This window comes from Streptomyces iranensis (assembly GCF_017874715.1).
Lineage (GTDB): Bacteria > Actinomycetota > Actinomycetes > Streptomycetales > Streptomycetaceae > Streptomyces > Streptomyces iranensis.
In genome coordinates this window covers 263,365-280,556 of sequence record NZ_JAGGLR010000001.1, presented here as the reverse complement: position 1 = coordinate 280,556, position 17,192 = coordinate 263,365, and the positions used below count along the sequence as shown (strand labels likewise).

The 17,192-nt window shown below is 72.9% G+C and carries 18 protein-coding genes; 13 read left to right on the top strand and 5 right to left on the bottom strand.

Going from position 1 to position 17,192, the window contains the following annotated elements; translation table 11 throughout:
• Positions 1-112: 112 nt before the first annotated feature.
• Positions 113-292 (bottom strand): hypothetical protein, encoded by a 180-nt coding sequence (locus tag J2Z30_RS01265; RefSeq protein ID WP_044576941.1) that lies wholly within the window; start codon positions 290-292, stop codon positions 113-115.
• 303 nt (positions 293-595) lie between these two features.
• Between J2Z30_RS01265 and J2Z30_RS01260 the strand changes: the two genes are divergently transcribed.
• The 4 genes from J2Z30_RS01260 (at position 596) to J2Z30_RS01245 (ending at position 5,445) form a co-directional block, all read left to right on the top strand.
• Positions 596-1,912: an NYN domain-containing protein gene (locus J2Z30_RS01260; RefSeq protein WP_044576944.1), complete on the top strand. Its 1,317-nt coding sequence runs from the start codon at positions 596-598 to the stop codon at positions 1,910-1,912.
• 675 nt (positions 1,913-2,587) lie between these two features.
• Positions 2,588-3,628, top strand: coding sequence for an ABC transporter ATP-binding protein (locus tag J2Z30_RS01255; protein WP_044576947.1), 1,041 nt, complete (start codon positions 2,588-2,590; stop codon positions 3,626-3,628).
• Positions 3,629-3,868: 240 nt separating this feature from the next.
• On the top strand, positions 3,869-4,627 hold the full coding sequence (locus tag J2Z30_RS01250) for an ABC transporter permease (RefSeq protein WP_020872096.1): 759 nt from the start codon (positions 3,869-3,871) through the stop codon (positions 4,625-4,627).
• Between the two features lie 59 nt (positions 4,628-4,686).
• Positions 4,687-5,445, top strand: coding sequence for a magnesium transporter (locus J2Z30_RS01245; protein ID WP_044576950.1), 759 nt, complete (start codon positions 4,687-4,689; stop codon positions 5,443-5,445).
• A gap of 1,081 nt (positions 5,446-6,526) precedes the next feature.
• On the opposite strand, the gene ybaK is transcribed toward J2Z30_RS01245, so the two are convergent.
• Genes ybaK through J2Z30_RS01230 form a run of 3 tightly spaced genes read right to left on the bottom strand, consistent with a single transcriptional unit; the run spans position 6,527 to position 9,433 of the window.
• Positions 6,527-7,030, bottom strand: coding sequence for a Cys-tRNA(Pro) deacylase (gene ybaK, locus J2Z30_RS01240; RefSeq protein ID WP_044576956.1), 504 nt, complete (start codon positions 7,028-7,030; stop codon positions 6,527-6,529).
• 11 nt (positions 7,031-7,041) lie between these two features.
• A complete protein-coding gene (locus tag J2Z30_RS01235; protein ID WP_044576960.1) occupies positions 7,042-7,782 on the bottom strand; it encodes an LON peptidase substrate-binding domain-containing protein in 741 nt (246 codons plus the stop codon).
• Between the two features lie 55 nt (positions 7,783-7,837).
• A complete protein-coding gene (locus tag J2Z30_RS01230) occupies positions 7,838-9,433 on the bottom strand; it encodes a hypothetical protein (RefSeq protein ID WP_044576963.1) in 1,596 nt (531 codons plus the stop codon).
• A gap of 156 nt (positions 9,434-9,589) precedes the next feature.
• Here J2Z30_RS01230 and hisD point away from each other — a divergent pair, with 156 nt between their 5' ends.
• From hisD to hisF, 8 genes are read left to right on the top strand one after another with little or no spacing between them, the layout of a single operon-like run.
• Positions 9,590-10,915, top strand: a complete 1,326-nt coding sequence (hisD, locus tag J2Z30_RS01225; RefSeq protein WP_044576966.1) for a histidinol dehydrogenase — start codon at positions 9,590-9,592, stop codon at positions 10,913-10,915.
• Positions 10,912-12,030: a histidinol-phosphate transaminase gene (locus J2Z30_RS01220; protein ID WP_044576969.1), complete on the top strand. Its 1,119-nt coding sequence runs from the start codon at positions 10,912-10,914 to the stop codon at positions 12,028-12,030. The genes hisD and J2Z30_RS01220 overlap by 4 nt, the downstream gene beginning before the upstream one ends.
• Complete coding sequence (gene hisB / locus J2Z30_RS01215) at positions 12,027-12,620, top strand: imidazoleglycerol-phosphate dehydratase HisB (protein ID WP_044576972.1); 594 nt, start codon at positions 12,027-12,029, stop codon at positions 12,618-12,620. The genes J2Z30_RS01220 and hisB overlap by 4 nt, the downstream gene beginning before the upstream one ends.
• A gap of 1 nt (position 12,621) precedes the next feature.
• Entirely contained in the window at positions 12,622-12,786 is a 165-nt protein-coding gene (locus J2Z30_RS01210; protein WP_044576976.1) for a CG2302 family histidine operon protein, read from the top strand.
• Positions 12,783-13,421, top strand: a complete 639-nt coding sequence (gene hisH, locus J2Z30_RS01205) for an imidazole glycerol phosphate synthase subunit HisH (protein ID WP_372453217.1) — start codon at positions 12,783-12,785, stop codon at positions 13,419-13,421. Before J2Z30_RS01210 ends, hisH begins: the two co-directional genes overlap by 4 nt.
• Before the next feature lie 54 nt (positions 13,422-13,475).
• Complete coding sequence (gene priA, locus J2Z30_RS01200) at positions 13,476-14,207, top strand: bifunctional 1-(5-phosphoribosyl)-5-((5-phosphoribosylamino)methylideneamino)imidazole-4-carboxamide isomerase/phosphoribosylanthranilate isomerase PriA (RefSeq protein WP_044576982.1); 732 nt, start codon at positions 13,476-13,478, stop codon at positions 14,205-14,207.
• A complete protein-coding gene (locus tag J2Z30_RS01195; RefSeq protein WP_044576985.1) occupies positions 14,204-14,614 on the top strand; it encodes a Rid family hydrolase in 411 nt (136 codons plus the stop codon). Before priA ends, J2Z30_RS01195 begins: the two co-directional genes overlap by 4 nt.
• Entirely contained in the window at positions 14,611-15,393 is a 783-nt protein-coding gene (gene hisF / locus J2Z30_RS01190; protein ID WP_044576987.1) for an imidazole glycerol phosphate synthase subunit HisF, read from the top strand. Before J2Z30_RS01195 ends, hisF begins: the two co-directional genes overlap by 4 nt.
• Before the next feature lie 249 nt (positions 15,394-15,642).
• On the opposite strand, the gene J2Z30_RS01185 is transcribed toward hisF, so the two are convergent.
• Entirely contained in the window at positions 15,643-16,008 is a 366-nt protein-coding gene (locus tag J2Z30_RS01185; protein ID WP_044576992.1) for a MerR family transcriptional regulator, read from the bottom strand.
• Positions 16,009-16,089: 81 nt separating this feature from the next.
• Here J2Z30_RS01185 and J2Z30_RS01180 point away from each other — a divergent pair, with 81 nt between their 5' ends.
• Positions 16,090-17,190, top strand: a complete 1,101-nt coding sequence (locus J2Z30_RS01180) for an alkene reductase (RefSeq protein WP_044576995.1) — start codon at positions 16,090-16,092, stop codon at positions 17,188-17,190.
• Positions 17,191-17,192 lie beyond the last annotated feature (2 nt).

Here is a 17,192-nt window from a genome sequence, read left to right as displayed (position 1 = left end):
AAAGCGGCGGCTCCGGCGAGAACGCACAAGGGGCGCGCCCGTGTCGGGCGCGCCCCTGGGGCCATGTCACACGGCCTGCCACCGCGGTGGCCCAGCGCCGGTGCGCGGTGCGTCAGTTGTGGCCGAAGCTCTTCTGCCGGTCCTTGCGCGGCGTCGAGGGGGCGCCCTCCGACCGCATCGCCTGCGACTGCGTGTCCATCGAGGACTGCTGGTCGGCGGGGCGGTCGGCCATGCCGCGCTCCTGACGCCGCTCCTGCTGCTGCTTGCGATCGCGGTTCTTGTTCTTACCCATGGTGGTGTTCCTCCAGTTGGGATCAGCCCCCCGGTGAAGGACCCTCCGGGAGATGCCCTTCGGAAGAAGCCCCTCGGGAAGAACAGTGACATGCCGAGGTGACCCGTGCATTTCGGGCAATTACGGTGAGTGAGAAGGGGGGTCTTGGCGGGTAAGCCGTATCCGCCACGCCGGTGATCCAGTTCGGACTGATAACCCCCGCACGGTCGGGCAGACTCGAAGGAAAGCCGAAAGACCACATCCGTGGACGGCTGTGCGCGGGGGGCGACCGAGGACTGGATTCGTCAGGGAAGAGGGTGGAACGTGGACCGCTGCGTCGTCCTGGTGGACGCCGGGTACCTGCTGGGCGCCGCCGCGAGCCTGCTGGCCGGGGAGCCCGCCCGATCGCGTATTTCCGTAGACCACGCGACCCTCATCCAGGGCCTGCGGGAGCGGGCCGAGGCCGAGACCGAGCGCCCGCTGCTGCGGATCTACTGGTTCGACGGCGCCCCCGACCGCGTACCCCAGCCCGAGCACCGGCGGCTGCGCGTGATGCCCCGGGTCACCGTGCGGCTCGGCGCGCTCACCCGCAGCGACGGCCGCTGGGCCCAGAAGGGCGTGGACGCCGCCATGCACGCCGAGCTCACCGAGCTCGCCCGCAACCGGGCCTGCTCCGACATCGTCCTCGTCACCGGCGACGGGGATCTGCTGCCCGGACTGATGTCGGCCAAGGAGCACGGCGTCGCCGTCCACCTCTGGGCGGTGCAGGCCGCCGACGGCGACTACAACCAGTCCGAGGACCTCGTGGCCGAGGCCGATGAGCGCCGCGTCCTGGACCGCGTCTGGATCACCCGGGCGGTGCGCGCCAAGGAGCTTCCCGGGCCCTGTGCGCCCGTCTCCGAGCCGCGCCCGGAGATCGCGGCCATTCTCTCCGCCCCGCTGCCGGAGACCGCCGCTGCCGCCGCTGCCGCCGCGGCGGCAGCGGCGCCCGGCGCCGCGGAGGCGGCCCCCGGCCGCAACGGCGCCGCCCGGCCCGGCACCGATGTGACCGGCCCGGCCGCCGGCCCCGGCCGTTCCGCCGCCGGGGCCGCCGATGCGGGCGCGGACGTCGCGGCAGGGGCCGCGGCCAAGGGCGTGCCCACCCCCAAGGACCTCGCCGACCTGGGCCGCGGCGCCGCCGGGCCCGGCGGCCAGGCGGACCGGCCGCCGGCCGGCGCCACCCTGCGCTGGTCCTCCGACAAGGGCTGGATCGACCGGGGCCCCGGCTCCGGGGTGGGGGAGCCGCCGGAGACCGCCAACCTTCCCATGCTGGCCCAGCTCACCAGCGCCGAACAGCGCTGGGCCGACCGCGAGGAGGACATCACCGCGGTCAGCGGCGACCCCTTCGAGGTCGGCCAGGTCTTCGCTCGCCGCTGGACCGACCGGCTCGCCGATTCGGGCCACCTCCAGCAGCTCTCCACGGAGTACCCCCGCATCCCGCACCGCATCGACGGTGAGCTGCTGCGCTATGCGGCCCGCTTCGGGCTGCTGGCCCACAAGGACGACCAGATCGACGAGCACGACCGCTATGCGATTCGGGCGGGCTTCTGGCGCGAGATCGACCTCCGCTCGGCGGCGGAGCACGCCCAGACGGGCGGGTAGGGGGTATCCGGCGGATCGTGCCGCCTGCGGCGGGCTTGTTCCCCTCCCCGCCCCTTCCCGAACCTGGGGCTCCGCCCCAGCCCCCGGCCCAGGACTCGGCCCCAGCCCTGGTCCGGTGCTCTGCCCCAGAACCCCCGTGCCGGCGCTTCGCGCCAGACCTCCGGGCCGGGGCTCGGCCCCAGTCCCCGGGCCGGGGCTCTGCTCCAGACCCAGACGGGCGGGTGGGGGGTTTCCGGCGGATCGTGCCGTCTGCGGCGGGCTTGTTCCCCTCCCCGCCCCTTCCCGAAACTGGGGCTCCGCCCCAGCCCCCGGACCAGGGCTCTGCTCCAGCCCTGGGCCGGGGCTCTGTCCCAGGCCTCTGGGCTGGGGTTTCGTGCTTGGCCTCCGGGTCGGGGCTCTGTCCCAGGCCTCCGGGCTGGGGCTTCGCTTCAGGCCTCTGGGTCGGGGCTTCGTGCCTGGCCCCCGGGCCGGGGCTCCGCCCCTTTCCCGTGGTATCGATATGCGGCTCCGCCGCATGGCGGGGTCCAGGGGCGGTGCCCTTGGTAACGGGAAGGGGCGGGGAGGGGAGAGACCCGCCGGACACCCCGTAGGCCGCAGTCCGGCCCCGCCCGGCGAACCGCGCCCCGAGGGCCCCGAGGGCGGGAGCGGGTGTTTGGGCGCGTACCCTCATAGCTCGTGAGGACGGGCGCGAAACAGGCGACGAGTGGCGATGTGGTGTGCACCGTGCGCGGCCTGGTCAAGACCTATCCCGCGGCGCGCGGCCGACGCGGGGCGCCCGCCACGCCCGCCGTCCGGGCCAGCGACGGCATCGACCTCGATGTGGTGCGCGGCGAGGTCTTCGGGTTGCTCGGGCCCAACGGCGCCGGTAAGTCCACCCTCGTACGGCAGCTCACCGGGCTGCTGCGGCCCGACGAAGGCCAGGTGCGGGTGCTCGGTCACGATCTCGTACGTCATCCCGAGCGCGCCGCCCGGCTGCTGAGCTATCTCGGCCAGGACTCGACCGCGCTGGACGAGCTGACCGTCGGCCTCGCCGCCGAGACCACCGCGCGGCTGCGCGGCCTGGAGACCCGCGCGGCTCGCGACGAGCGCGACGCGGTGATCGAGGAACTGGGGCTCGGGGAGGTCGCCGGGCGTCCGCTGAAGAAGCTCTCCGGGGGGCAGCGGCGGCTGGCCTGCGTCGCCGCCGCGCTGGTGGGGGAGCGGCCGCTGCTGGTGCTGGACGAGCCCACCAGCGGGATGGACCCCGTCGCCCGGCGCGCCGTATGGGCGGCCGTGGACCGGCGGCGGGCCGAGCGGGGGGTGACGGTGGTACTGGTCACCCACAATGTGATCGAGGCGGAGACGGTGCTGGACCGGGTCGCCGTGCTCGACCGCGGCCGGGTCATCGCCTGCGACACGCCCGCCGGGCTCAAGGCGCTGGTGGCCGACGAGGTGCGGCTCGAGCTGGTGTGGCGCACCGAGCCGCCGCTGGAGGTGCCCGAGGTCGCCGCCCTGTGGAAATCCGCCGAGGCGGCCCGCGCCGCCGGCGGCGCCTCCGGGCGGCGCTGGACGCTCCGGCTGCCGCCGGACGACGCGCGCGCCGCCATCGCCACCGTGACCGGCGGCCCCGCCTTCGCCGCGCTGGACGATTTCACCCTTGCCACACCGAGCCTGGAGGATGTGTACATCGCCCTGGGGGGCCGTGCGGAGGGCGCGGAGGGGCTGGTGAAGGTGTGACCGCCGGGGCGAGCCGGTGAACGCGCCGGTGAACGCGTCGGTGACCGTGACCGTATTCGAGCCGTAAGAGGCGAAGAGGAGCAGCACAACGTGAGTGTCATGCCCGCCGTGTCCGGTGTATCCGGTGTGTCCGGGACCACTGGTGTGCCTGGTGTGTCCGGTGCGTCTGCTGGGCTGCCCGGTGCGTCCGGTGTCTCCGGCACCTCGGGGGTGTCCGGTGACGCCGGTGAGGCCGGTGACATGCCCGCGCCGCTGGCGGCACGGGCGCGGCTCTTCCCCGCGCTCGTCGCGGTCTACCGCGCCCAGCTCTCACGGGCCCGGGTGGCCCGGATCCCGCTGCTCTTCGTGGCCACCTTCCAGTCCATCGGGATCATGATCCTGATGCGCGGGGTGGTGGACGGCGGAAGCGAGGCGCGGTCGGTGGTGGCCGGCTCGAGCGTGCTGGTCGTCGCCTTCGTGGCGCTCAACCTGCTCGCGCAGTACTTCGGCCAGCTGCGGGCCAGCGGCGGTCTTGACCACTACGCGACCCTGCCGGTGCCACCCTCGGCCGTGGTGCTCGGGGCGGCCGCCGCGTACGCCTCCTTCACCGTGCCCGGGACCGCCGTCACCGCGGTGATGGGCAGTGTGCTCTTCCAGCTGCCCATGACCAACCTGTGGATCCTCCTCGCCGTGATCCCCCTGTCCGGCGCCGCCCTCGCCGGACTCGGCGCCGCGTTGGGGCTGCTCGCCCCGCGCCAGGAACTCGCCACGCTGTGCGGGCAGTTGGGGATGTCCGCCGCGCTGCTGCTCGGCGTGCTGCCCGCGGCCCGGATGCCGCAGGTGGTGTCGTACGCGCGCGATCTGCTGCCGTCGACGTACGGTGTGGAGGCCCTGGCCCGGTCCTTCGACGGGCAGCCCGACTGGTGGGTGGTCTGCGCCGACCTCGGGGTGTGCGCCGGGGTGGCCGTGGTGTCCCTCGCCGCCGCGACCTGGGCCTATCGGCGGGCGGCGGTGCGGTGACGCGCCGCAGCGAACGTCCCGCCGACCGAAGTACGCCATCCGCCTGGCACGATGACGGGGTGACCGCACCGTTGACGCCACATGATCAGCACTCGCCGCACGACGAGCCCGCCGAGGGCCGGCCGCCGTCCCCCGAGCAGCCTGCCGGGGACGCCGCTGTGCCGTACCCCACCGGGTATCCCGCGCACCCGGGGCAGGCTTCGGGGCATCCGGAGCACGCTGAGCACTCCGATGAGCACGCTGAGTTCTCCGAGCACTCCGAGCATTCCGAGCACTCCGAGCCTGGGCCCGAGTTGCGTGCCGAACTGGTGCAGGCGTCGCTGGTCGCCATCGCGGTGGCGGTCTCCGGGGTGCTTCTCGGGCTGCTGTGGCTGTGGTTGGCGCCGAAGGTTCCCCTGGTCTCGGACGGTTCCGCCGTCTATCTGAAGAACTCGGAAGGGGAGGACGCGGTCGGCGCGGACGGGATGTTCACGCTGCTCGGACTCGCCTTCGGTGCCGTCTCGGCCATCATCGTCTTTCTGCTCTTCCGCCACGGCGGTATCGCGCTGGTCGTCGGTCTGGCGATCGGCGGGGTGCTCGCCTCGGTGATCGCCTGGCGGCTGGGCGTATGGCTGGGGCCCACCTCGGACGTTGTGGCGCATGCCAAGGCGGCGGGTAAGGGTGTCACCTTCGACGGGCCGCTCAAGCTGGGCGCCAAGGGGGCGCTGCTGGCGTGGTCTATGGCGGCGATGGTGATCCACCTGGCGCTGACCGGGCTGTTCGGCCCCCGGGACCCGGAGCCCGCGTTGGCGCCCGCGCCAAGCCCGGAAGCGCGCTAGGCCAGGCCGCCCGGGGGTGTCCGGCGGATCGTGCCGCCTGCGGCGGGCTGTTCCCCTCCCCGCCCCTTCCCAAAACTGAGGCTCCGCCCCAGCCCCCGATACCAGGCCTTCGCCCCGGCCAGGGCTTCGCCTCGAATTCCCGGGCCAGGGCTCTGCCTCGGCTTCCCGGGCCAGGGCTTCGCCGCGGATCCCGGGCCAGGGCTCTGCCCCGGATCCGCTGAGCCAGGGCTCTGCCTCAGCCCTCGGGCCGTGCTTTGCCCCGGATCCCCGGCCAGGGGCTTCGTCCTTGGTCCCTGGGCCGGGGTTCTGCCTTGGGTCCCTGGGCCAGGGCTTCGCCGCGGATCCCGGGCCAGGGCTCTGCCCCGGATCCGCTGAGCCAGGGCTCTGCCTCAGCCCTCGGGCCGTGCTTTGCCCCGGATCCCCGGCCAGGGGCTTCGTCCTTGGTCCCTGGGCCGGGGTTCTGCCTTGGGTCCCTGGGCCAGGGCTTCGCCGCGGATGCCGGGCCAGGGTTCTGCCCCAGACCCCGATACCAGGGCTCTGCCCCAGCCCCCGGGCCGGGCTTTGCCCCGGATCCCCGGCCAGGGCCTTCATCCCGGATCCCGGGTCAGGGCTTCGCTCCAGCCCCCGGGTCAGGGCTTCGCCCCGGATCCCGGTCATGGGCTTCGCCTCCAGACTTGGTCAGGGGCTTCGCTCCAGATCCCGGGGTCCAGGGGCGGAGCTCCTGGTATCGGGAAGGGGCGGGGAGGGGAAAGCATCGACGTGCGGCTCCCCCGCGTGGTCCGCCGGACACCCCGCAGGCCCGCGCCCGCGCCCGCTTCAGCCGCTCGCCGCCCAGCCCGGCCACGGAGCCGTGAGCGGGCGCTGGGCCGCCCCGCGGGCCATGAGTCGGGGCGCCGGGCCGCCCGCGAGCCATGAATCCGCGACCCATGAGTCGGGGCGCTGGGCCGCCCCCGTGGGCCGTGGGCGGGGGCTGGCTGCCCCGTGGGCCGTGGGCGGGGGCTGGGCCGCCCCGCCGGTCATGGGCGGGGCGCTGGGTTGGCCCGCCGGGCTAGCGCCGTGGCGGGCAGGGCCGCCACGGCGGCTATGGGCGGGCGATCGGTGCCACCACCGCGTCCGTCAGCGATGCCAGGTCCTTGGGGGACAGCTCGACCTCCAGCCCGCGGCGGCCCGCCGAGACGCAGATCGTCTCGTGGCCGTCGGCCGACACGTCGAGGGCCGTCGGGAGGCGCTTGCGCTGGCCGAGTGGGGAGATTCCGCCTCGCACATAGCCCGTGGTGCGCTCGGCCACCGCCGGGTCCGCCATCGTGGCGCGTTTGCCGCCGACCGCCGCGGCGAGCGCCTTGAGGTCGAGCGTGGCCGAGACGGGCACGATGGCGACCGTAAGGCGGTCATCGACGCTCGCGACGAGGGTCTTGAAGACCCGCTCCGGTTCGACGCCGAGCGCCTGGGCGGCCTCCTCGCCGTAGGACGGGGCCGCCGGGTCGTGCTCGTAGGAGTGCACGGTGAAGTCGGTGCCCGCGGCGGTGAGGGCGGTGGTGGCGGGGGTGCCCGCCGAGCTCTTCTTGGTCTTCTTCGGCTTCGGCATGTTCGTCCGCGTCAGTTGGGGCTGGTGGGACCGCGGGTCAGATCGACGGCAGGGAGCGACGGGAGCTTACCGATGACCGCGCTCTCGGCGCGAAGGAGTTTGAGCTCGTCGGCCAGCCGGCTCGCGGTGTCCGGCGCCTGCAGCAGCCGCTGCTTCGCGGGCGTGTCGAGCACGGCCGCGGCGGCCACCAGGTAGGAGAGGACGGACGGCTCGCCCGGCAGCTCCTGCTCGGCCGCCAGGGTGCGCTCCCGGGCGCCGGCGAGCCGCTTCTGGTACATCCGGAAGGCCCGTACGACCCCCGAGGCCAGCGCCCCGGCGCCCTCGCCCTGCTCCTCGTCCAGCTCCTTGACCTCGGCCGTCAGATACGGGCCCGAGGAGTCCACGGAGACCAGCTCGAAGCGGGTGGTACCGGTGGCCAGCACCTCGAAGGTGCCGTCCTCCTGCTCCCGGATGGTGGCCGCGTCCGCCACGCACCCCACGGAGTAGAAGGACTTGGCGGGGTCCGGGCCGAACCCGGCCGCGGGACCGGGGTCCGGCAGCGTGAGGGAGTCCGGGAGGCCGATCGCGCTCGGAGCGACCTCATGGCCGTCCCTGATCGCGATCACTCCGAACCGGCGCGGCGCGTCCTCGGGGAGCGCCGACAGATCGCGCATCAGGGAGCGGTACCGCTGCTCGAAGACGTTCAGGGGCATGACGAGCCCCGGGAACAGCACCGTGTTCAGCGGGAAGAGCGGAAGGCGCGCGGAGGTCACGGGGCGTAAGCCTAATGGCCCCGCGCGTTCCCTTTCACTGGCGCCGGAGCAGCGGTCACTGGCGGCGCAGTAGCCGGGACGCGCCGGCGGCGACCGCGGTGGCCAGCACCCAGCCCAGAAGGATCATGACGATGGAGGCCCATTGGACGGCGCCCTGGGGTTTCCAGTAGCCGTCCATGCCCAGGTCGATGACCGGGATCAGCAGATCGAGCGAGTACAGCGAGGCGTTCCAGTTCGGTGATTCGTCGGGCTTCAGCGCCTCCGGCCGGTTGTGGGCGAAGAACACCGAGCCGACCGCCCACAGCACCGCCATCCACACCGCCGCCCGGCCCGGACGGTAGCCGTAGGCCACCGTCCAGTCCTGGAGGTAGCCCCACACCTTCCCGGCGACCGGCAGCGTCTCCCGGCGGCGCCGCTGCTTGGCGAGCTGCACCTCGCGCGCGTCGGCGTCCTCGCCGCTGGCCCGCATCGTGTTGGCGAGCATCTCGTACGGCTCGGGCGCGTACTCGGGCGTGGCGGCGGCCACCCACTCCAGCCGCCGGGCCAGCGGGAAGTGGCCGCGCGGGATCAGGCACTCATAGCTGAACCCGGCCATGGTCAGCCCGCCGGGGCCCGGCCAGCTCACCGACTTGTCGACAAGGTTGACCACCCGGGCGCCGGAGAGGATCACCCGTCCGCGCTGCGGCCGCTCCCCGAGGAAGCGCAGCTCGGGCGTCTGGACCCGGCGCAGCGACAGCTCCTGGTCGTTCTCCATGATGAAGCGGGCCTGGTCGAGGTCGATCGCGTCGCCGATCCGCCCGTCGTCCAGCCGGATCCCGCCCTCGCACTCGAAGCGCTGGATCCGGGTGCCGCGGGTGGGGGTGGAGGCGGTGCCGTACGGCGGGGTGGAGCCGCTGGAGTACGTGCTCACCCCGCCCGCGGTGAGGTACAGGCTGCGCTCCACGGTCAGCTGCGGCGCGTTCAGCGCGCGGCGGCCGTAAGGGTTGCGCAGCCTGCTGCCGCGCAGGCTGAGCGACACGCCGATCTGCGCCCCGCGCAGGCTCAGCTCGCCGTACGACTCGATCATGTCGGCCTGGAAGTCCTGGGCGACGGTCAGCCCGTCGGCGCTGATCGACATGCCCCGGCGGTCGCGGCGCACGATGAGCTGGTTGAGCAGTAAATCGGTGCCGATATGGGCGTCGGTGAGCCGGATACCGTGCTCGACCACACAGCGCGGCAGATGCAGATCGCCCTCGGTGCGCAGCCGGGCCGCCTCCAGCCGGGGGAGGGAGCAGCCCACCAGGCGCAGGGTGGTGAACTGCGCCTCGGGGACCAGCACCTCCCGCTCGAAGCGGCAGTTCTTGAGCTCCACATAGGGCTCGATGTTCCCGCCGGCCAGATCGAGCGTGCCGGTGATGTGCACCCCGTTGAGCTTGAGCGCCGAGACCCGGCCCGGCTGCGCGGGCGGCCCGTCCAGCAGCAGGAGGGCCACGACACGCGCGCGGACACTGCGCTCCGGGCCCCAGGCGTACGGTCCTGAGGGGTCGTTCCGCTGGGGGTGGGAGGTGCGCAGATCATGGGTGCTGCCATTGCGGAACGCCTGCCACATGCCCCATTCGGCGGTGGTCAGATCGAGGCCCGGGGGTGGGTCGCCATCGTGCGGCTCGGTCACAGCCGTGTCCCCTCCTGATTCTCCGTGTCCCCGTACGGAGCACATTCCCGCTGAGTAACCGGTTGAACGCCAACGGTCAGGGTCAACTTAGGGGGTCCGTATCACTGGCTGATACGGGGGGAGGGGCCTCGTGGCGGGTCTGAGACAATTGATCGCGTGATCTCCCGTATCGATCTGCGCGGCGCCGCCTTCCCGGAGGGCGGGATCGACCGCGACCTGCTGCCCCGTGCCGAACTCGACGTCGAGGCCGCCCTGGAGAAGGTGCGGCCCATCTGCGACGACGTGCGCCATCGCGGTACCGCTGCGCTGATCGACTACGCCCATCGGTTCGACGGCGTGACCATGGAGCGGGTGCGGGTCCCCGCGGAGGCGCTGGAGAGCGCCCTCGCCGAGCTGGACCCGGCCGTGCGGGCCGCCCTGGAGGAGTCCATCCGGCGGGCCCGGCTGGTCCACCGCGAGCAGCGGCGCACCGACCACACCACCCAGGTGGTGCCCGGCGGCACGGTCACCGAGCGCTGGGTGCCGGTCGAGCGCGTCGGTCTTTACGTACCGGGCGGGCGCTCGGTCTACCCCTCGTCCGTGGTGATGAACGTGGTGCCCGCGCAGGAGGCCGGGGTCGCCTCGATGGCCGTCGCCTCCCCGCCGCAGGCGGAGTTCGGCGGGCTGCCGCACCCCACGATCCTCGCGGCGTGCGCGCTGCTGGGCGTGGCCGAGGTGTACGCGGCGGGCGGCGCCCAGGCCGTGGCGATGTTCGCCTACGGCACCGAGGACTGCCGTCCGGTCTCGATGGTGACCGGTCCTGGCAACATCTGGGTCGCCGCGGCCAAGCGGCTGCTCAAGGGCCGGATCGGCATCGACGCCGAGGCCGGGCCGACCGAGATCGCCATCCTGGCCGACGCCACCGCCGACCCGGTGCATGTCGCCGCGGACCTGATCAGCCAGGCCGAGCACGACCCGCTGGCCGCGTCCGTGCTGGTCACCGACTCCGAGGAGCTGGCGGCCGCGGTCGAGAAGGAGCTCGAGGTCCAGGTGGGGGCCACCAAGCATGTCGCGGACCGGATCGGTCCGGCGCTGGCCGGGCGGCAGTCCGGCATCGTGCTGGTGGACGGTCTGGAGCAGGGCCTGGCCGTCGTGGACGCGTACGCGGCCGAGCACCTGGAGATCCAGACCGAGGACGCGGCGGCCGTCGCGGCCCGGGTGCGCAACGCCGGGGCGATCTTCGTCGGGGCCTACGCCCCGGTGTCCCTCGGCGACTACGCGGCGGGCTCCAACCATGTGCTGCCCACCGGCGGCTGCGCCTGCCACTCCTCGGGGCTGTCCGTGCAGTCCTTCCTGCGCGGCATCCATGTGGTGGACTACACCCGGGACGCGCTGGCCGAGATCGCCGGCCATGTGGTGACGCTGGCCGAGGCGGAGGATCTGCCCGCCCACGGCGCCGCGGTGAAGGCAAGGTTCGACTGGAAGGTGCCACCGAGCAAGTGACCGGCATTGACGATCTCCCGATCCGGGACGAGCTCCGTGGCAAATCCCCGTACGGCGCTCCGCAGCTGGACGTGCCCGTACGGCTGAACACCAACGAGAACCCCTATCCGCTGCCCGAGCCGCTGGTCGCCCGGATCGCCGAGCGGGTCGCCGAGGCGGCCCGGAACCTCAACCGCTACCCGGACCGGGACGCGGCCGAGCTCCGCACCGGGCTGGCCCGCTACCTCAGCCGTACGGCCGGTCTCGAGGTCGGTGTCGCCCAGGTCTGGGCGGCCAACGGGTCCAACGAGGTGCTCCAGCAGCTGCTGCAGACCTTCGGCGGCCCGGGGCGCACCGCGATCGGCTTCGAACCCTCGTACTCGATGCACGCGCTGATCTCCCGTGGCACCGGCACCGGCTGGATTTCCGGTCCCCGGAACGACGATTTCACCATCGATGTCGATGCCGCCCGTAAGGCCATCGCCGAGCACCGCCCCGATGTCGTCTTCATCACCTCGCCGAACAATCCGACGGGGACGGCGGTCGGCGCCGAGACGGTGCTGGCGCTGCACGACGCGGCGCAGGACGCCAGGGCGGACACCGCCGGGGCGCTCGTCGTCGTGGACGAGGCGTACGGGGAGTTCAGCCACCGTCCGTCGCTGCTGCCGCTGATCGAGGGGCGGCCGCGGCTGGTGCTCTCGCGGACCATGTCCAAGGCGTTCGGCGCGGCCGGGCTGCGGCTCGGCTACCTCGCCGCCGACCCGGCGGTCGTCGACGCCGTCCAGCTGGTCCGCCTGCCGTACCACCTGTCCGCCGTCACCCAGGCCACCGCGCTGGCCGCCCTGGAGCACACCGATACGCTGCTGGGGTACGTCGAGGCGCTCAAGGCCGAGCGCGACCGGCTGGTGAGCGAGTTGCGCACCATCGGCTGCGAGGTGACCGACTCCGACGCCAACTTCGTCCAGTTCGGCCGCTTCGAGGACGCCCATGCGGCGTGGCAGGGCCTGCTGGACCGGGGCGTCCTGGTCCGGGACAACGGGGTACCGGGATGGCTGCGGGTCACCGCGGGGACCCCGACCGAGAACGACGCGTTCCTCGACGCGGTACGCGAGCTGATGAAGGAGAAGAGCGCATGACCCGCGTGGGACGCGTGGAGCGCAGCACCAAGGAGACCTCGGTCGTCGTCGAGATCGACCTCGACGGCACCGGCCAGGTCGATGTGTCGACAGGGGTCGGCTTCTACGACCACATGCTCGACCAGCTCGGCCGCCACGGCCTCTTCGACCTCACGGTCAAGACCGAGGGCGACCTGCACATCGACACCCACCACACCATCGAGGACACCGCCCTCGCGCTGGGCGCCGCCTTCAAGCAGGCGCTCGGCGACAAGGTGGGCATCTACCGCTTCGGCAACTGCACGGTGCCGCTGGACGAGTCGCTGGCCCAGGTGACCGTCGACCTCTCCGGCCGCCCGTACCTGGTGCACACCGAGCCGGAGAACATCGCGCCGATGATCGGCACCTACGACACCACGATGACCCGGCACATCCTGGAGTCCTTCGTGGCCCAGGCGCAGATCGCCCTGCATGTCCACGTGCCCTACGGGCGCAACGCCCACCACATCGTGGAGTGCCAGTTCAAGGCCCTGGCGCGGGCCCTGCGCTACGCCAGCGAGCGCGACCCCCGCGCCGCCGGGATCCTCCCCTCCACGAAGGGCGCCCTCTGACGTGAACGGCCTGTCGACCGTATTCATCCTCGTGGGGCTGTTTCTGCTCGGCGGGGTCATCTCCTTCGTCAAGCAGGGCATGTCCAAGAGCATTGTCACGCTGCTCGGGATCGGCGCCACGATGGCGCTGCTCGCCGGCGTCCTGCGGCTTGAGGTATGGAATTGAGCAACAAGAGCGTCGTTGTCCTCGACTACGGCTTCGGCAACGTCCGGTCCGCCGAGCGGGCCCTCGCCCATGCCGGCGCGCAGGTCGAGATCACCCGTGACTACGACAAGGCCATGGCCGCCGACGGGCTGCTCGTCCCCGGTGTCGGTGCCTTCGCCGCCTGCATGGAGGGGCTGCGCGCGGCGCGCGGCGACTGGATCGTGGGGCGTCGGCTGTCCGGCGGCCGCCCGGTCATGGGCATCTGCGTCGGCATGCAGATCCTCTTCGGGCGCGGTATCGAGCACGGCATCGAGGCCGAGGGCCTGGACGAGTGGCCCGGCGCGGTCGAGCCGCTGCGCGCCCCCGTCGTCCCCCACATGGGCTGGAACACGGTCAAGGCGCCGGGGGACTCGCAGCTCTTCGCGGGCCTGGACGAGGGCGAGCGGTACTACTTCGTCCACTCCTACGCGGTCCGCACCTGGGAGCTCGAGGTCACCAACCCGCATGTCCCCGCCCCCAAGGTCACCTGGTCCACCCATGGCGAGCCGTTCGTCGCCGCCGTCGAGAACGGCCCGCTGTGGGCCACCCAGTTCCACCCCGAGAAGTCGGGCGACGCCGGGGCGCGGCTGCTCCGCAACTGGCTCGACACGCTCTGACCGGCCCCCGCGCCAGCTCTCACCGCCCGCACGCTCCCACCGAAGGTTGTCCGCATGCGCACGCACCGCCTCGAACTCCTCCCCGCCGTCGATGTCCGCGACGGCCAGGCCGTCCGCCTCGTCCACGGCGAGTCCGGCTCCGAGACGTCGTACGGCGACCCGATGGAGGCCGCCCTGGCCTGGCAGCGGGCGGGTGCCGAGTGGCTGCACCTGGTGGACCTCGACGCCGCCTTCGGCACCGGGGACAACCGCGCGCAGATCGCCGAGGTGGCCCGCGCCATGGACCTCAAGGTCGAGCTGTCCGGCGGGATCCGCGACGATGCCTCGCTGGCCGCCGCCCTGGCCACCGGCTGCGCCCGGGTGAACCTCGGCACGGCCGCCCTGGAGTCCCCCGAGTGGGTCGCCAAGGTCATCGCCGAGCACGGCGACCTCATCGCCGTGGGCCTCGATGTGCGCGGCACCACGCTGCGCGGCCGCGGCTGGACCCGCGACGGCGGCGATCTGTACGAGACGCTGGCCCGCCTCGACTCCGAGGGCTGCGCCCGCTACGTCGTCACCGACATCGCCAAGGACGGCACCCTCCAGGGCCCCAACCTGGAGTTGCTGCGCAACGTCTGCGCCGCGACCGACCGGCCCGTCGTCGCCTCCGGCGGCGTTTCCTCGCTTGACGACCTGCGTGCCCTTGCGACCCTGGTACCGGAAGGTGTCGAGGGCGCCATCGTGGGCAAGGCGCTCTACGCCAAGGCATTCACCTTGGAAGAGGCGTTGGAGGCGGTGGCCGTATGACCTCACCCGAGATCGGGCGACGGGTCCAGACCGAGAGTCCCTGGGAGCAGACCATCGGGTTCGCCCGAGCCGTCGAGGCCGGTGACCTGGTGCTCGTCGCCGGGACGATGCCGCTCGCGGAGCGCGGTGTGCTGGAGGGCGAGGGGGATCCGTACGAGCAGACGCTTGCGGCCTTCCGCCATGCGCTGGACTCGCTGAAGAAGTTCGACCTCGGCGTCGAATCGGTGGTCCGCACCCGTATGTACCTCACCCACGCCCGCGACGTGGACGAGGTGGGCCGCGCCCACAAGGAGCTCTTCGACGCCGTGCGCCCCGCCGCGACGCTGGTCGTGGTGTCCGGCTTCGTCGACTCGCGCGTCCTGGTGGAAGTCGAACTGGAAGCATTCCGAGGAGCACGACAGTCATGACCCTGGCGGTCCGAGTCATCCCCTGCCTGGACGTGGACAACGGCCGGGTGGTCAAGGGCGTCAACTTCCAGAATCTGCGCGACGCGGGCGACCCGGTCGAGATGGCCAAGATCTACGGCGAGGAGGGCGCGGACGAGCTGACCTTCCTCGACATCACCGCCTCCTCGGGCGACCGCGAGACCACCTACGACGTGGTCCGCCGCACCGCCGAGCAGGTCTTCATCCCGCTCACGGTCGGCGGTGGCGTCCGCACCCCGGAGGACGTCGACAAACTGCTGCGCGCCGGGGCGGACAAGGTCGGCGTCAACACCGCCGCCATCGCCCGCCCCGAGCTGATCCGCGAGATCGCCGAGCGCTTCGGCAGCCAGGTGCTCGTCCTCTCGGTCGACGCCCGCCGCTGCACGCCTACTCCCGACGGGGCATCGGTGACCCCCTCCGGCTACGAGGTCACCACCCACGGCGGCCGCCGCGGCACCGGCATCGACGCCGTCGAATGGGCCCACCGCGCGGCGGAGCTGGGCGCCGGGGAGATCCTGCTGAACTCCATGGACGCGGACGGCACCAAGGACGGCTACGACACGGCCATGATCGAGGCCGTCCGCAAGCACGTCACCGTCCCGGTGATCGCCAGCGGCGGTGCCGGTAAGCTCACCGACTTCGCCCCGGCGGTCGCGGCGGGCGCGGACGCGGTGCTGGCCGCCTCCGTCTTCCACTTCGGCGATCTGCGGATCGGACAGGTGAAGGACGCGCTGCGGGATGCGGGGCACCCGGTGCGCTGAGGCGCGGCCGCACCGCCGTCCAGGGGGTGTCCGGCGGATTGGGACGCCTGCGGCGGGCTGTCCCCTCCCCGCCCCTTCCCACAACTGGGGCTCCGCCCCGGACCCCGGGTCCAGGGGCGGAGCCCCGGCCCGAGGTCTGGGGTGCATATCCATGCCGCGGGCGCGCCTGGTATCACTTCGCGGCGGAGCCCGGCCGCTCGCGGTAGTGGTCGACGGCGCGGGCGCTTACGGGATGTCCGGCGCGCCCGGCTACTCGGCCGGGACCGACGCCGCCTCGATCACCTCGTCCAGGACCTCACGGGAGCGGAGCAGGTCCGCGATCATGCGGTCGATGCGCTCCCGCTCCACCGTCAGGTCGGAGACCAGCTGCCCGTTGGCCGTCCGCAAGGGGCCGCCGTCCGAGTCCCGCATGCAGGGGAGCAGCTGGGCGATCTTCTCGCTGCACAGCCCCGCTGCGAACAGCTCCTGGATGCGGATGACGCGGTCCACCGAGCCCTCCCCGTACTCGCGATGGCCGCCCGGGGTGCGCTCGGCCGTCATCAGGTCCTGCTTCTCGTAGTAGCGCAGGGAGCGCTCGCTGACGCCGGTGCGCCGCGCCAGTTCGCCGATCCGCATTCCTCACCTCGCCCGCCGGTCCGGGGTTGAAGCCGACATCAGCTTGAATCTGACATCAATGGCAAGTTTTACCGTACCCGCATGACGCACACACCCGAGATACCCAGCCTCTTCGAACCCGCCCGACTCGGCCCTCTCGACCTCCCCAACCGCCTGGTCATGGCACCGATGACCCGTAACCGCGCCGCCGCCGACGGCGTGCCCCTGCCGATCATGGCCACCTACTACGCCCAGCGCGCCACGGCCGGGCTGATCGTCGCCGAGGCCGCCACGCCCAGCGCGGTGGGCCAGACCTACCCCGATATCGCCGCGATCCACAACGCGGCGCAGGTGGCCGGATGGCGGCGGGTGACCGACGCGGTGCACACGGCGGGCGGCCGGATGTTCCTCCAGCTTCAGCACGGCGGCCGGGTCGGCCACCCGGACACCAGCGGGCTGATGCCGGTGGCGCCCTCGCCGGTCCCGCTCCCGGAGACGATCTTCACCCCGAACGGCCATCAGCAGGCCGTCGTACCGCGCGAGATGACGGTCGAGGAGATCCGTTCCACCGTCGCCGACTTCGCCGCCGCCGCGCGTAACGCCCGGGGCGCGGGCTTCGCCGGAGTGGAGGTGCACGCCGCCAACGGCTACCTCCTCCACCAGTTCCTGGCCCAGGGCACCAATCGCCGCACCGACGCCTACGGCGGTTCGGTGGCCGGGCGCGTCCGGTTCGTGGCCGAGGTGGTCCACGCCGTCGCCGACGCGATCGGCCCCGAGCGGGTGGGCCTGCGCGTCTCGCCCGGATCCACCGTCAACGGCATCGAGGAGGGCGACACCGAGGCCCTCTACCCCGCGCTCATCAGGGAGCTCGCGGACACCGGCCTCGCCTATCTGCACATCGTCCGCGCCCGGCCGGACCAGCCGCTCTTCCGGGAGCTCCGCGCCTCCTGGCCGGCCACGCTGATCGCCAACCCGTCACTGTCCGGCGACGGCGTCCCCGCCGACGGCGGTATGCGCCGGGCCGGGGCGCTGCTGGCCGAAGGCGCCGACCTGATCGCCCTCGGCCGCACCTTCCTGGCCAACCCCGACCTGGTGACGCGCCTGCGCACCGGCGCCCCGCTCAACCCCATCCGGGACGCCTATCTGATGTACGTGGGCGGCGAGACCGGCTACACGGACTACCCCACCCTGACCGCGGCCTGAGC